We start from the raw sequence: 15,504 nt of genomic DNA, 5'->3' as shown, positions 1-15,504 counted from the left end.
GATGAGGGTGTTCAGGCGGCGATCACCAGGGCGGTCGCCACGGCCGGGCCGAAGGCACCGCCCAGCAGGTAGCAGAGGCTGAACAGGCCGATGGCGGTGGGCCGCTGGGGCTCGGGGGCGCTCGACGCGGCGTACGTCGACAGCACGGCGTTGGCCCCGGTCGCGGCGAACACGCTGCCCAGGGTGGCCGCCAGCAGCAGCGGGCCCCAGCCGGCGAACGCGGCGAGGAGCGCGGCCAGCGCGCCGGTCCCGGCCAGTACGGCCCGTACGGCCGCACGCCCCATGCGCGCCGAACCCGCCGCCAGCAGCCAGGACAGCGCGGATCCGATGAGCAGGGCCACGAGCTGGCCGGCGCCGGCCGCGCCGCGGTCCCAGCCGGCCCGGTCGGAGAGCAGGCCCGGCACGGCGAACAGCAGGGTGAAGTAAGAGGACGACAGCACCAGCGCGAGCAGCGCGGAGCCGACGAAGACGGGCCTGCGCAGCAGGGCGAGCGGCACGAACCCCTCGGGGCGGCGGCGGACGTGCAGCGCGAGGGCCGCCGCGGCGACGGCCGCGGACCCCAGCGCGGCGACGGGCGCGTGGGGAAGCATGACCAGCGCGGTGACCAGCGCCGTCAACAGGGCGGCGCCGCGGGCGTCGAGCCTGCCCTGTGCGGGGGCGGGGGCGGGGGCCAGGGCGGTGGCGTACTTGGTCACCACGGGTACGGCCAGCAGCGCGACCACCGACACCGAGAGGGAGAGCCGCCACGACACGGCCTGCGAGAGCTGGGCGCCGAGGAGCGGGCCGGAGGCGCCCAGGATCCCGAAGCCGGCGCTGATGACGCCCATCCGGCGGGCCGTGCCGGCCAGGTTCATGGCGCAGGCCACCAGGCCCGCGCTGCCCGCCGCCTGTGCGGCCCGCCCGAGGAGGGTGAGCGGCAGCCAGGGCGAGGCGGCGACGAGAAGGGTGCCGGACAGCAGGAGGAGGCTGCTGAGGTGCAGGGTCGGGCGCAGGCCGCGGCGGCGGAGCAGGCCGGCCAGCAGGGGAGTGCCGACGGCCATGGACCAGGCGAAGGCGGCGACGAGCCAGGCGGCGGTCGAGGTGGCCACCCCGAGCGAACGGGCCATGTCGGGAAGGATCAGCACGGGGGCGTTGGCGCCGGCGGCCATGGGGGTGGCCAGGAGGGCCAGCCAGAACACGGGGACGGCCGCGGCGCCGCCGGTCCCGATCTTCGTGCCGGCCGGGCCGGCCGTCCTGGCCGTCTCGGCCGTGGTGGTGGTCTTGGTCGTCTGCATGGTGGCCCCCGCTCCATCCATCTCAAGGTTCATAATCTCAACGTTGAGATAAAATCAGAGCCACCCTCTCAACGTCAAGTGTCTTAACGTTGAGATATCCTCGGTGGGGGCGCGCGGGGAGAAAGAGATGAGGACGCGACATGAGCGACGCAGTGGACGCGATCGTGGGCCAGTGGACGAAGGAGCGCCCCGACCTCGCGGCCGGGCTCTGGCCCATCGAGGTGCTGGCCCGGATCCAGCGGATGAACCGGATCCTGGAGAAGCACCTCAAGTCCTTCGCGGCCGAACGCGACCTGGAGTTGGGCGAGCTCGACATCCTCTTCACCCTCCGCCGGTCCGGCCCCCCGTACGCGCTGACCGCCGGCGCCCTCATCCCGGCCGCCATGGTGACCTCCGGCGCGATCACCAACCGGATCGACCGCATGGAGGCCAAGGGCCTGGTCGAACGGGTCCGTGACGGCCAGGACCGCCGCTCCGTCCGGATCCGGCTGACGGACCACGGCATCACCCTCACCGAGGCGATGATGACGGACCACCTGCGCCACTACACGGAACTCGTCACCCCCCTGGACCCCGCCACCTGCGCCACGGTCGCCCAAGCCCTGCGCACCCTCCTCGAGGCCAACGGCGACACCTCGATCACGTAGGGCGTGTCCGGCGGATCAGGGCCGGAAAGCCCGGGCCGCCCGGCACCGCGCCTCGCCACGTTGTCGCCGGTCGCCAATGCTCCGCAGCGGCTCCCTCCCCGCCCTGCGATACGCGGCGCCAGACGACCCGGGCTCTCCGGCCCTGATCCGCGGGACACCCCCTGGCCCCGCCCCGGCCCCGAAATCTGCTGCCGCAACCCTCTTCGGCCAGGCAGAATTGACCGGTGCGCTACCTCATCCTCGGCATCACCGAGGCGCGCGACGAGACCGGCGCCCACCTCACCATCGGCGGCGCCCGGCTGCGCGCCCTCCTCACCGCCCTCGCGCTCCGCGCCGGCCGCCACGCCTCCGTCGCCGATCTGGTCGACGACGTCTGGGGCGACGGCCCGCCCCGGGACGCCCCCGCCGCCCTCCAGGCCCTCGTCGCCCGCCTGCGCCGGGCCCTCGGCGGCCGGGACACCGTCACCGCAGACCCCGCCGGCGGCTACCGCCTCGCCGCCGCCCGCGACGACGTCGACCTGCACCGCTTCACCCGGCTGGCAGCCCAGGGCGGCCAGGAGCTGGCCGGCGACCCGGCGGCCGCCGCCCGCACCCTGCGCACCGCCCTGGAACTGTGGCGCGGACCCGCCCTCGCCGACCTCCCCGAGCCCGGCCGCACCACCCATGCCGCCGCCGCCGAGGCCCGCCGGCTGGGCGCGCTGCGCACGCGCATCGAAGCCGACCTGCGCAGCGGGGGCACCGCCCCTGCCGGGCTGCTGCCGGACATCGAGGCGCTGATCCAGGAGTTTCCGTACGACGAAACGGTCCGCGCGCAGCAGCTCCGCGCGCTACGCGCCGCCGGTCGCCCGGCCGACGCACTCGCCGCCTACGAGGGCACCCGCCGCGCCCTCGCCGACGCCCTCGGCACCGACCCCGGCCCCGAACTCGCAGCCCTCCACGCCGAACTCCTCCACCCGCACCACCCCCCTCACCCCGCACCCCCTCCCAACCCCGCCCCCGCCCCCGGCACAGGCCCCGCTCCGGAGCCCGGCCACGCTCCCGCTCCCAGCCCCGGCTACGTCCCCGACACCAGCCACGCCGCCGGCCCCGCCCCCGCTCCCGCGCCCGGCCCCGGCCCCGAGTCCCGCCACGCGCCCGGCCCCCGCCCCGCGCCCGCGCCCGGCCCCGAGTCCCGCCACGCTCCCGCTCCCAGCCCCGGCTACGGTCCCGACGCCAGCCATGCCGTCGGCCCCGGCCACGCTCCGGAGCCCGGCACAGGCCACGCTCCCGAGTCCGGCCTCGCCCCCGAGTCCCGCCACGCTCCCAGCCCCGGCTACGTCGCCGACACCAGCCATGCCGCCGGCCCCGGCCACGCTCGCGAGCCCGGCCATGCTCCCGCGCCTGGCCCCGGCCACGTGCCCGGCCCTGGCCATGCTCCCGCGCCCGGCACAGGCCACGCTCCCGCGCCCGGCCAGGCCGCTGGCCTCGGCCACGCTCCCGCGCCCGGCCAGGCCGCTGGCCTCGGCCACGCTCCCGCGCCCGGCCAGGCCGCTGGCCTCGGCCACGCTCCCGGCCCCGGCCCCGGCCACGCTTCCGCGCCCGGCCACCCCGCCGGCCCCGGCCATGGCTCCGCGTACGCCCCCGGCGCGTCGCAGGAGCCCCACCCCGGCCACGCTCCCGGTTCGGCGTACGGCCTCCACCCCGGCCCAGCCCACGAGCCCGACCCCCGCCCCCGGCCAGCGCCAGCGCGCCCGCACCCCCGACCGACGGAGGCCACCCGTGGCAACCTCCGCCCCCGCCTCACCTCCTTCGTCGGCCGCGAGCCCGAACTGGCCGCCCTGCGCGAGGACCTGGCCCGGCTGCGCCTCGTCACCCTCACCGGCCCCGGCGGCTCCGGGAAGACCCGCCTCGCCGAACACGCGGCCGCCGCCCACCCCGAGACCGGCTGGGTCGTCGAACTCGCCCGCCTCGACCACCCCGCCGCCGTACCCGGCGCCGTCCTCAGCGCCCTCGGCCTGCGCGAGAACTCCCTGGTCGCCCGCGACAACGCCGCCCCGGCCGACCCGGCGACGCAGCTCGTCGAGCACTGCGCGCACCGCAGCCTCCTCCTCGTGCTCGACAACTGCGAGCACGTCATCGGCGCCGCCGCCGAGCTCGCCGAGCGCCTCCTCACCCACTGCCCCGGCGTACGGATCCTCGCCACCAGCCGCGAACCCCTCGGCGTGCCCGGCGAGACCCTCCGACCGGTCGAACCCCTGCCGCCGGACCACGCCCACCGGCTCTTCGCCGAGCGCGGCGCCTCCGCCCGCCCCGGGTTCCGCGCCGACGACGACCCGGCCGCCGTCGCCGAGATCTGCGCCCGCCTCGACGGCCTCCCGCTCGCCATCGAGCTCGCCGCCGCCCGGCTGCGGCTGCTCACCCCGCGCCAGATCGCCGACCGGCTCGACGACCGCTTCCGGCTCCTGACCAGCGGCGCCCGCACCGTGCTGCCGCGGCAGCAGACCCTTCGGGCCGTCGTCGACTGGTCCTGGGACCTCCTCGACGAGCCCGAGCGCGCGGTACTGCGCCGGCTGTCCGTGTTCGCCGGCGGCTGGGACCTCGCCGCGGCCGAAGCGGTCTGCGCGGACCTTCCGTACGAGGCCGCGGACGTACTCGGCTCCCTCGTCGACAAGTCCCTCGTCCTGGCGGAGCCGGAGGACCCCGGGGGCCCCGCCATGCGCTACCGCATGCTCGAAACCATCCACGAGTACGCCACCGAGCGCGCCGCAGCCCACCCCGCGGCCGCCCGCACCGCCGCCCGCCTCCACGCCGCGCACTACCTCGCCTTCGCCGAGGAAGCCGAGCCGCTGGTCCGCTCCGCCGCCCAGATCCCCTGGATCCGGCGCGTGGAGACCGAGCTCGACAACCTTCGCGCCGCGCTCCACACCACCACGACCCCCGCCACGGCCGACGAACACGGTCCTGGCGCCGGGCAGCGCCTCGTCCTCACCCTCGGCTGGTTCTGGTGGCTGCGCAACTACCGCACCGAAGGCGCCGAGTGGACCTCCCGGGCCCTCGCCGTCACCCCCGCCGACCCGCCCGAGGGCTCACCGGCGTACTGGTCCTTCATGCGCCTCCAGGTCCTGCGCATGTTCCTGCTCGCAGAGAGCAACGGCGCCGAGAAGTTCCGCACCCCCGAGTACCGGGACCTCGCCGCCCGCATCAAGGAGGCCTTCCGGCGCGGCGACTCCCCGGAGGCCACCACCTTCCCCGGGATGCTTTGGCCGGCGACCGCGTTCCTCACGGGAGACGCCCTGGAGTTCCCCTCCCACCTCGACGAATCGGTCGCCAACTGCCGCCGCCACGGCGGCGACTGGGAACTCGGCATCACCCTCATGCTCCGCACGCACGTGGCGATCGACCTCGCCGGCGGCCTGCCCACCGTCGACGCGGACCTCGCCGAGCTGCACGAGATCGCCCAGCGCGTCGGCGACCGCTGGACCCGCGCCCAGGTCGCCAGCGCCGCGGGCGAAGTCGCCATCTCGCGCGGCCGGTACGACGTCGCGCGCGCCGAGTACGAGGAGTGCCTGCGCCTCGCCCGCGAGGTCGGCGCCCACGTCGAGGCCCCCTTCGCCATCGCCCGGATCGCGGAGACCGCCTTCTGCGCCGGGGACTTCGACGGAGCAGAGCGGCTCCTCGCGGAAGCCGACGCCGAGGCCGACCGCTTCGGCGGGATCTACGACGTCAGCACCTTCGCCCGGCTCCTGTCGGCCATGCTCGCCCTCCAACGCAGCGACACCGCCCGCGCGTGGAGCGAGTGCGCGCGGTCCCGAGCCGAGGCCGCGCGGATCACCGTGCCCGCACAGCTCACCGCCGGGCTGGACACCATCGAAGCCGTCCTCACCGCCCACGAACAGGGCCCGGACGCCGGTTTGGCGGTGATCGGGCCCGCCCTCGCGGTCGCCGTCGCCGCGCGGTGCGCCGAGCGCTTCCTGGCCGGCATGGCGGAGGCGGCGGCCGTGATGCTCGCAGACGCGGGCCGGGCGGCCGAGGCCGTACGGGCCCTCGCGGCGGCCACCGCCTGGCGCGCCGGCCATCCGCGCTCGGTGCCCGAGCAGACCGCCGTGGACGGGCTCCCGGCCCGCACCCGCGCCCTGCTAGGGGCGGCCCGCCACACCGAGGAGGAGGCCGTGGGCGCGGCGCTCTCCCCGGGCGAGCTGGTCACGGCGCTCACCGGCAGCTGATCACGGCGTCGGCCCAGCTGGCGAGCGTCGGCAGCCGGCCAGGCCCGGCCCGCTCCACCACCAGGCGCAGCGACGACCGCCCGGACAGCGAGACGTTCACCGACGCGGGCCCGTCCTCGTACCCGAGGGCGTCGGACCGCCACAGCCGCTGCTCGTCCCCGTACACGGAGAACCGCACCTGGCCGTTGGTCAGCGCCGACAGGCCGTCCACCCCGACCCGCGCGGAGAAGGTCGTGCACTGCCGGTTGAGCTTGATCTGCACCGAGGAATGGGAGTTCACGGTGATCCCGTGCTCGAACCGCCGGTCGCCGAGCCGCAGTCCCCAGCGCTGCCACACCCAGCTGCTCTGCCGGGCCGGCAACTCCGGGCCGTCGTGGTCCCCGTACGCGGCATAGTCCAGCCGGGCCAGCGCGAACGCCTCCGCCGGCTTCGGCTGCGTCGGCGGCTTGCTCGGGGGCGGTGTGGGCGTGGGCCGCTCCGGGCTCGGCGAAGGGGAGGGAGACGGGGACGAGGAGGGCGTCGGCGCGGGGGGAGCGACGGCGGCCGGCGGCCTCGGTGTCGGCTTCGCCCCCGGCTGCGGAGGTACGGGGCCACGCGCGGGCGGGCCCGGCTCCGCCGGGGGCGAAGGCGAAGGGGAGGGCGGGGCGGCGGCGTCCGGCAGCGCGGGCGCCGCGACCGTGGGCGTCGGCTTCGCCTGGGCCTGCGGCTCGACATCGTCCCCGGCCAGCGCGAACACCACCCCGGCCGCCGCGGCCACCGCGATCCCGGCGGCGATGGCGGCCTTGGCGGGCAGCCCCAGCCCCTCGGACACCACGGCCCCACCGACCCCCGACGCAGCCCCGCCCCCGGCCCCGGCAGCACCCGCACCCGCGGCCCCGGCCCCGGCGGTCGACCCACTGGCACCGGCACCGGCAGCGGCCGCCGCAGCCCCGGCCCCGCCGGCGGCGACGGCCCCACCGGCCACCACCCCGGCCGCCTTGGCCGCGTACCCGGCGGCGAACCACCCGATGACCGCCACCGGAAGCAGCGCCGGAATGCCCGCGTTGACGTCCTTGAGCTCACCGGCCGCCAGCCGGCACTTCGCGCACTCCTCCAGGTGCCCCCGCAGCCCCCGCTCCGCCCGCATCCGCAACCCGCCGCGCGCATAGGCGCCCAACCGGTCCGCGTACCGCGCGCAGTCGCCGCCCTCACTCAGCGCCGAACTCACATGGGCCTGCAAATACGCCTGCTTGAGCCCCTCCCGCGCCCGACTGGCCAGCACGGCGGTCGCGTTCGCGCTCAGCCCGAACAGCGGCGCGATCGCACTCGGCGAAGCCTCCTCCACGGTGGTGTGCCACAGCACGGCCTGCCACCGCTCCGGCAGGCTCCGGAAGGCCTGCATGGCCAAGGACTGCTCGGCCTCGTGCATCGCCCGGACGTCCGCGCCCAGTTCGAGGGTGTCGTCGCCGGACAGCCCCGACAGTCCGCCGCCGCCCTCCGTGCCGGCCCCGGCGGCGGCCTGCTCGGCGAAGACGGCGAAGTCCTCGACGAGCTGCTCCCGTTTGGCGGTCTTCGTCCAGGCGGCCGCGACCCTGCGCACGGTCGTCAGCAGATAGGCCCGCACCGACTGGTCCGGCCCGGCCCCGCCCCGTACCGCCTGCAGCGTCCGCGCGAACACCTCGGCGGTCAGGTCATCGGCAGTGTGCCCGTCCCGGCAGCAGGTCCGCGCGTAGCGCCGTACGGCATCGGCGTGCCGGCGGAACAGCTCCTCGTACGCACCGTCGTCACCGGCCCGCATCCGGGCGATCAAGTCACCGTCGGACGGCGGCAGCTCGCCGCCGGTACCGCCCGGCTCGCGCTGGGCCGGCACCTGTCGTGCGGGCAGACCGCCCGCCACGACGTCGCCGCCGGCGCCACCGAGTGACTCTTCCCGCCCGTCAACGCTCATCTCGGAGGCCCCCGAACGACACACTCAACCGGTCCACCGATCAAGCGTGTCACACGGTGGAGGCGCGCCGGACCCGTCTCCACACCTTCCACTCGTCCGGGCACATTTCAGCAACCCTGCGACAAAACCTCACGGACATCAGCCCGGAAGCCCCACCAGAGCGATCAGCGAAGCAACGCCTCCGGCACCACCGTCAGGCACACCCACCGTCAGGCGCACCCGCCATCCGGCACTCACGCCATCCGGCACTCACACCGTCCGGGAGCGCAGCCCCTCGAGCAGGATGTCGAGCAGCCGCGTCGAAGCCGCCGCCTGGTGCGCCGGATCGGGCAGCGCCGGCGCCGCCGTCGCTATCACCAGCAGCACATCGGCCACCGTGACGTCACCGCGCAGCTCACCGGCCTCGCGGGCCCGCTCAACGAGCTGCCCCACGACCTCCAGCAGCGCGCCCGCGCCCGCGTCGTCCGAGGGCTCGTCCCCGGCGGTGACGCGTGCGGCCGCGATCCGGGCCTCCGGAGCCGCACCTGCGGCCCCGCCGGCCGCCTCGGCAGCCTGGCGCTGGTGCGGAACCCGCGCCTCCTCCGTCTCCTCGGCCACGGCCTCCTCGGCCGCGCCGACCCGCAGCACCTGCGGCGGCAGCAGCCGCCCGGCGCCCGAGGCCACGGAGGTGCGCAGGAAGCGCGAGAGGGCCTGCCAGGGCTCCTCCTCCTGGCCCAGCGCCGTCCGCGCCTGCTCGGTCAGCCGCGCGGTCTCCTCCTCGGCTATCCGCCGGACCAGCACGTCCTTGCTCGGGAAGCGCCGGTACACGGTGCCGACACCGACTCGGGCACGGCGCGCCACGTCTTCCATCGGAGCCCCGTAGCCCAGCTCGCCGAAGACCTCGCGGGCCGCCCGCAGGACGTGCTCCAGGTTGCGCTGGGCATCGACGCGCAGCGGCGTGGACCGGCCCACGCCGTGCGTGGTGGCGCCGTTCGCGAGCACGCGACCGTTGCTGTTCTCGACCGAAAGTGCGGTCGCAGAACCATGGAAATCGGAAATGTTCATATGTTTCCCCCGGTAATCATTTGTCTCCCCCCGGAGACACTCCCCGCCTTCATGCCGAGTGGGTCACGCGGGCCACGGTCTCAGGCCCGGTCCTACTCACTCGACGAGATACGAACATAGTTGAGCCAGAGTCAATTCAGAAGAGGCAGCCCCGGACGGAGCACCGCCCGATCGGAGCATTCACCCCCACTTTTCCCCCACACACTCCCGGAATCGTGCATTCCGCACCCCCTGACCTGCGAAGTTCCACCCCTACCCAAGGTCCGCTTCGACCCCACCCCGGCACTACCTCCGGTCACACAATTTGCCGGGCCTGTGGACAAACTCCCGGCCACGTTGCGTCATGGGATGGTGAAGGCTGCTAACTCCCGGGGCACGGCCCCCGGTACCCCGCCCCGCACGCGCATCCTGATCGTCGGCGGCGGCTACGTAGGCATGTACACGGCACTCCGGCTCCAGAGAAAGCTGAGATCCGGCGAAGCCGAGGTCACGGTGGTCACCCCCGAGCCCTACATGACGTACCAGCCCTTCCTCCCCGAGGCGGCCGCCGGCTCGATCTCCCCGCGCCACGTCGTGGTCCCGCTGCGCCGCGTCCTCCCCGCCTGCCGCATCGTCATCGGCCAGGCCCGCCACATCGACCACGCCAAGCGCACCGCGACCGTCACCACACTCGCCACCGAGGACGAGGGAACCGGCCCGACCGAGATCGAGTACGACGAACTCGTCCTCGCCCCCGGCTCGATCTCCCGCACCCTCCCCATCCCGGGACTCGCCGACTACGCCATCGGGTTCAAGACGGTCGAAGAAGCCATCGGCCTGCGCAACCACGTCATCGAACAGATGGACATCGCCTCCTCCACCCGCGACCCCGCCCTCCGCGACGCAGCCCTCACCTTCGTCTTCGTCGGCGGCGGCTACGCGGGCGTCGAAGCACTCGGCGAACTCGAGGACATGGCCCGCTACGCGGCGCGGTACTACCACAACATCAAGCCCGAGGACATGAAATGGGTGCTGGTCGAGGCCAGCGACCGGATCCTGCCCGAGGTCGGCCCCGACATGGGCGTCTACACGATCCGCGAACTGCGCCGCCGCAACATCGACCTGCGCCTGGAGACCCGGCTCGAATCCTGCGAGAACCGCGTCGCCGTCCTCAGCGACGGCGCCCGCTTCCCCACCCGCACCGTCGTGTGGACCGCGGGCGTCAAACCGCACCCGATCCTCGCCGCCTCCGACCTGCCCAAGAACGAACGCGGCCGCCTCGACTGCACCTCCTTCCTCACCGTCAAGGGCGTCGAACACGCCTGGGCGGCCGGCGACGCCGCCGCCGTACCCGACATCACCGCCCCGGAGCCGGGCGGCGAATGCGCCCCCAACGCACAGCACGCGGTCCGCCAGGCCAAGGTCCTCGCCGACAACCTGATCGCCGCCCTGCGCGACGAGGTGCTCACCGAGTACGCCCACAAGTACGCGGGCTCCGTCGCCTCCCTGGGCCTCCACAAGGGCGTCGCGCACGTCTACGGCCGCAAGCTCAAGGGCTACCCGGCCTGGGTCATGCACCGCGTCTACCACCTCAGCCGCGTCCCCACCTTCAACCGCAAAATGCGCGTCCTCGCGGAATGGACCCTCTCCGGCCTCTTCAAGCGCGAGATCGTCTCCCTGGGTTCCCTCGAACACCCCAGGGCAGAATTCGAACTGGCCGCAGGTGGCGGCCCCAAGAACCCACCCCCGAACCCCGCCCCCAACCCCCCGCAGGACAGCCAGGGCTGACGTTGTCAGTGCGGTCGGCCACACTGGACGTGTGACCATAGGTGGGCTCACACCTGCACAGAGTGACATCGTCCAGCCCGCGACCGACCACCCCGACGAGCGACACAGCGACCACTTGCGACACCACGAGGCTTGAACGCAGTGAACTTCACGCGCTGGAGCGCCCGGTTCCCCGGAACGCAGCGCCGCGCCGCCGCCCGGACCGAACACGCCGCCGCCCAGGCCAAGAGGGGTGAAGGCTCGGTCCCGGCCGCCCGCGGCGGCCGCGCCGACCCCGGAGCCGACCGCTCCGCGCCCACCGCGGACGGCGGCCCCGCCGACCCCACGGTCTCCGGCACCGGCTCCACCCCGGCCCGGCGCACGGGCGTCCCCGTCGCGGTGCCGTCCCTCGACGAGCTCTCCGTCCGCGAGGTGATCGGCCGGCTCCCGGCCCTGGTCGCCCTCGTCCACGGCCCCGACCACCACGTCGCGTACGTCAACGACGCCTACACCGCCGGCTTCGGCGCCCGCACCCCCGGCGCCCCCGCCCACGAGGCCCTCCCCGAACTGGGTGACCTCGGCCTCCTGCCGCTCCTCGACCAGGTCCAGCGCAGCGGCAAGCCCCGTACCGCCAAGAACCGCACCGCACCCGGCGGCACCAGCACGTACACGGTCACGTGCACCCCGGTCGACTTCCCCAAGCCCAAGCCCAAGCCCAAGCCCAAGCCCAAGACGCAGCCCAAGCCCGGATCCGAGTCCGAGTCCGACAGCGAGACCGAGTCCGAGGCCGGCACCGAGGCGGAGGCCCACACCGGCGTCCTGATCCACCTGGCCGACGTCACCGACCACGCCGAAGCCGTCGAACGCCTCCGCGCCAGCGAGCGCCGCCAGCGCGAGGCCGCCGTCACCCTCCAGCGCTCCCTCCTCCCGCAGGAGCTGGAACAGCCCGACGACCTGCGCGTCGCCGCCACCTACCAGCCGGGCGGCACCGAGGCAGCCGTCGGCGGCGACTGGTACGACGTCATCACCCTCGGCGCCGGCCGCACCGCCCTCGTCATCGGCGACGTCATGGGCCGGGGCGTTCGCGCCGCCGCCGTCATGGGCCAGCTCCGCACGGCGGTCCGCGCGTACGCCCGCCTCGACCTCCCGCCCCACGAGGTCCTCCAGCTCCTCGACGGCCTCGCCGCCGAGATCGACGCCAGCCAGATCGCCACCTGCGTCTACGCCGTCCACGACCCGAGCGAAGGCCTCCTGGCCTACGCCTCCGCCGGCCACCTCCCGATCCTCGTCCGCGACGAGGACGGCACCGTCCGCAGAGCCGCCGACCCCACAGGCCCGCCGCTGGGCACCGGCGGCTGGCTGCACACCTCGGGCACCATCGCGCTCGGCCCCGGCTCCACCGCCGTCCTCTACACCGACGGCCTGGTCGAGCGCCGCGGCGAGGACATCGACGAAGGCGTCGCCGCCCTGGAACGCGCCCTCTCCGGCGCCCAGGGCACCCCGGCCGTCATCTGCGACCGCCTGATGCGCGCCCTCGGAGTGGACGCCGACCACGACGACGACGTCGCCGTGATGGTCCTCCAGCAGCCCGCCCGCACCGGCGCCGACGCCGAGCTCTTCCACAACGCCGCCCTGGAACTCCTCGGCGGCATCGAAGCGGCCCCGCGCGCCCGCGCCTTCGCCCAGGGAGTCCTCGCCTCCTGGCGCTTCCCGGTGGAACTGTGCGACCTCGGAGTCCTCGCGGCCAGCGAACTCGTCGCGAACTCCCTCCAGCACGGCACCCCGCCGATGCGCCTGCGCCTGCGCCGCACCGACCGCCGCCTGATCATCGAGGTCACCGACGGCGACGACCACCTCCCGCGCCGCCGCCGCGCCGAACCGGCCGACGAGACGGGCCGCGGCATCTCCATCGTCGCCACCATCGCCTCCGCCTGGGGCTCCCGCCGCACCCCGGGCGGCGGCAAGGCCGTCTGGTGCGAGTTCGCCCTGCCGGACAAGTAGCCGGACACACGGAAGGCCCCGGTCCACCAGGACCGGGGCCTTCCGCACATCAGTACGTCCTACGCCTCACACGCGCGCGGGCTCCGAAGCGGCAGCCGACACGGGGGCACCGACAGCGGGCCCGCCCTGCGCCACGATCTTGCTCGCCAGCGACGGGTTGTCCTGCTCCGCGGTCAGCTGCTTGCCGAGCCGCAGCGCCAGCCCGGCGATCCCGAGCGACACCAGCACGAAGACCCCGATGTAGAGCATCGGCACGCCCGCCCCGAGCGGCACCCCGAGCGGCCCGAGCGCCAGCGCCATCTGCTTGACCAGGGCGAAGGCCGAGTTGTACTGCCCGACCGAACCCTCCGGCGCCAGATCGGCGACCAGCGGCGCGACGGTGGGGGACAGCATGGCCTCGCCGATGCCGAAGAGCGCGTACGTCGTGATGAACGCACCGGCGGCCATTACGGCGCTGCCGTGCCCCAGTCCCGAGAACCCGGCGATGACCCACGCCACGGTCCAGATCAGCCCCACGAGCGCGATCACGCGCGACCGCCGCCGCTTCTCCACCAGCCTCAGCACCACGAACTGCGCGAGCACGATCGCCCCGGTGTTGGCGGCGAGGGCGAACCCGAGGGTCGAGGGGGAGATCCCGGCGGCCTCGGTCCCAAACGCAGCCAGACCCGACTCGAACTGCCCGTAACAGGCGAAGAACAGCACGAACCCCAGCAGGCACAGCTGGACCATGGCCTTGTGCCGGAGCATCCGCTTCCAGCCGCCGCCCCCCTGCGCCGGAGCCTTCGGACGGGCGTCCTTGAACCCGGGCGCCTGCGGCATCCGCACGGTGGCGATGACCCCGGCCAGCACCAGGAACATCACGGCCTCGATGCCGAACAACAGGATGAAGCTGCCGGGCCGGTCCTTGTCGACGATGAGCCCGCCGATCAGCCCGCCGATGCCGAGCCCCAGGTTCTGCATGAAGAACTGCAGCGCGAAGGACCGCGTCCGGGTGGCCGGCGTCGAGCACCACACGATCATCGTGGCCAGCGCCGGCTGCATCACGGCCTGCCCGGCGCCGAGCGTCAGGGCGGACAGCAGGATCGGCACGACGCCGGTGGACAGCCCGAGGGAGAGCGCCCCCACGGACGCGGCCGCGGCGGCGGCCATGACCACGGGGACGGGACCACGTCGGTCGATGACCCGACCGGTGAAGGGCAGCGCGACGAGAGCACCCAGGGCGAACGCCACGAACGCACTCGTGGCGGCCATGGAGCCCAGATCCCGCACCTGCGCCACATAGATGTAGAGGTACGGAACCGTGAAGCCGATGCCGAACGCGGTCAACGCGTTCCCGGCCTGGATCCGCCGCATCGCAGCGCCCATCACCTTGGTCACTTCTCACCTGCCTTGTAACTGAAGACCGAAAGACTTCATCTCTAAACTTCGATCCTTAACTCTACACATCGAAGGAGTTAGACGCCAACGGGCTCGTGCGATACTTCGACCCATGGGTGACACCCCCGACGGCACTACGCCCGTCCACGAGCCGAGCCTCGACGAGCAGATCGCCGTCTACCAGCGAGAGTTCCGGGACCTCGACCCGCAGGTAGAGAAGGTGGTCTCGGCCTTGAGCCGTCTGAACCGCCGCATGAACGTCGCGTACGGACGCCAGACCGCGGCCCTGGGCATCAGCAACGCGGAGTGGGAGGTCCTCAAGGCCCTCGTCATCTCCGGAGCCCCGTACCGGATGGGCCCGAGCGAGCTGGCGAAGCAGCTGGGCCTCACGCCGGCGGCGATGACCCACCGGATCGACCGCATGACGGCGGAGGGCCTGGTCACCCGCGAGCGCGACGAGTCCAACCGCGTCCGCGTGATCGTGGAGCTCACGGACGCGGGCCGCAGCAAGTGGCTGGACGCGATGCGCGCAGCCACGGTCTTCGAGGAGGACCTCCTCCAGGACCTCTCCACGGCGGAACGCGGGGTACTGGGCGACATGCTCACCCGCCTCCTGGACCGCGTGGAGGACCTCCAGTCGCCCAGCTGACCCGGGGTTGACACGGCCCGGGCGAGTCCGTAAGGTTCTTCGAGTTGTCCCAGAGCCGGAAGGTTTTGGCGACAACAAATCCCGCCGCCTCGTTGCGGCACCCAACTCTGCGCGATCTCCCGCTGGGAACGCATTCGGCATGCCCGAATGAATTTCCGAAGGCCGATTATGAATCGTCCGGGAAATCCACTAGAGTTCTGGGAGTCGGAAGGGCCCAACAGCCCGGAAGACAAAGCCCGCTGACTGGGAGTCAGGCCCGAAAGAGTCTGATAGAGTCGGAAACGCAAGACAGCAGAACGAAAGCCCGGAGGAAAGCCCGCGAGGGTGAGTACAAAGGAAGCGTCCGTTCCTTGAGAACTCAACAGCGTGCCAAAAATCAACGCCAGAAGTTGATACCCCGTCCACTTCGGTGGATGAGGTTCCTTTGAAAAAGACCTGTGAGGTCGCCTTCGGGTGATGCTCGCAGGCAACAACACAGCGAGGACGTTGTGGTCAGTCGGTCATATTCCGACCAAGACTGGCCCGCTCTTTCGTGTGTGTGCACCGGATTACCGGTAAACATTCATGGAGAGTTTGATCCTGGCTCAGGACGAACGCTGGCGGCGTGCTTAACACATGCAAGTCGAACGATGAAGCC

General features: G+C 73.6%; 9 protein-coding genes and 1 rRNA gene. 6 read left to right on the top strand and 4 right to left on the bottom strand.

The window, feature by feature from the left end:
- Positions 1–11: 11 nt before the first annotated feature.
- Positions 12–1,274, bottom strand: a complete 1,263-nt coding sequence (locus tag AB0O21_RS19070) for an MFS transporter (RefSeq protein WP_365172305.1) — start codon at positions 1,272–1,274, stop codon at positions 12–14.
- A 140-nt stretch (positions 1,275–1,414) separates the two neighbouring features.
- On the opposite strand from AB0O21_RS19070, the gene AB0O21_RS19065 reads away from it, so the two are divergent.
- Both AB0O21_RS19065 and AB0O21_RS19060 read left to right on the top strand, forming a co-directional pair.
- Positions 1,415–1,921 (top strand): MarR family winged helix-turn-helix transcriptional regulator, encoded by a 507-nt coding sequence (locus AB0O21_RS19065; protein ID WP_365172304.1) that lies wholly within the window; start codon positions 1,415–1,417, stop codon positions 1,919–1,921.
- A 224-nt stretch (positions 1,922–2,145) separates the two neighbouring features.
- A complete protein-coding gene (locus AB0O21_RS19060; RefSeq protein WP_365172303.1) occupies positions 2,146–6,123 on the top strand; it encodes a BTAD domain-containing putative transcriptional regulator in 3,978 nt (1,325 codons plus the stop codon).
- Here AB0O21_RS19060 and AB0O21_RS19055 read toward each other — a convergent pair.
- Both AB0O21_RS19055 and AB0O21_RS19050 read right to left on the bottom strand, forming a co-directional pair.
- A complete protein-coding gene (locus AB0O21_RS19055; RefSeq protein WP_365172302.1) occupies positions 6,110–8,050 on the bottom strand; it encodes a sigma-70 family RNA polymerase sigma factor in 1,941 nt (646 codons plus the stop codon). The two genes, AB0O21_RS19060 and AB0O21_RS19055, sit on opposite strands and share 14 nt — an antisense overlap.
- Before the next feature lie 249 nt (positions 8,051–8,299).
- Positions 8,300–9,094 carry a helix-turn-helix domain-containing protein gene (locus AB0O21_RS19050; protein WP_365172301.1) on the bottom strand — a complete coding sequence of 265 codons (795 nt, stop codon included), beginning with the start codon at positions 9,092–9,094 and terminating at the stop codon, positions 8,300–8,302.
- Positions 9,095–9,442: 348 nt separating this feature from the next.
- Here AB0O21_RS19050 and AB0O21_RS19045 point away from each other — a divergent pair, with 348 nt between their 5' ends.
- Together AB0O21_RS19045 and AB0O21_RS19040 are read left to right on the top strand one after the other, a co-directional pair.
- Positions 9,443–10,861: an NAD(P)/FAD-dependent oxidoreductase gene (locus AB0O21_RS19045; protein ID WP_365172300.1), complete on the top strand. Its 1,419-nt coding sequence runs from the start codon at positions 9,443–9,445 to the stop codon at positions 10,859–10,861.
- A 141-nt stretch (positions 10,862–11,002) separates the two neighbouring features.
- Positions 11,003–12,841, top strand: coding sequence for an ATP-binding SpoIIE family protein phosphatase (locus AB0O21_RS19040; RefSeq protein ID WP_365172429.1), 1,839 nt, complete (start codon positions 11,003–11,005; stop codon positions 12,839–12,841).
- 66 nt (positions 12,842–12,907) lie between these two features.
- On the opposite strand, the gene AB0O21_RS19035 is transcribed toward AB0O21_RS19040, so the two are convergent.
- Positions 12,908–14,206 (bottom strand): MFS transporter, encoded by a 1,299-nt coding sequence (locus tag AB0O21_RS19035; RefSeq protein WP_365172428.1) that lies wholly within the window; start codon positions 14,204–14,206, stop codon positions 12,908–12,910.
- Between the two features lie 124 nt (positions 14,207–14,330).
- Between AB0O21_RS19035 and AB0O21_RS19030 the strand changes: the two genes are divergently transcribed.
- Both AB0O21_RS19030 and AB0O21_RS19025 read left to right on the top strand, forming a co-directional pair.
- Positions 14,331–14,867 carry a MarR family transcriptional regulator gene (locus tag AB0O21_RS19030; RefSeq protein ID WP_365172299.1) on the top strand — a complete coding sequence of 179 codons (537 nt, stop codon included), beginning with the start codon at positions 14,331–14,333 and terminating at the stop codon, positions 14,865–14,867.
- Between the two features lie 561 nt (positions 14,868–15,428).
- Positions 15,429–15,504, top strand: a 16S ribosomal RNA gene (locus AB0O21_RS19025); the annotation flags it as partial.

The organism is Streptomyces sp. NPDC091371 (assembly GCF_040684275.1).
In the GTDB taxonomy this organism is placed as follows: domain Bacteria; phylum Actinomycetota; class Actinomycetes; order Streptomycetales; family Streptomycetaceae; genus Streptomyces.
The sequence above is the reverse complement of the archived record's forward strand: the minus strand, read 5'-3'. Positions and strand labels throughout refer to the sequence as shown.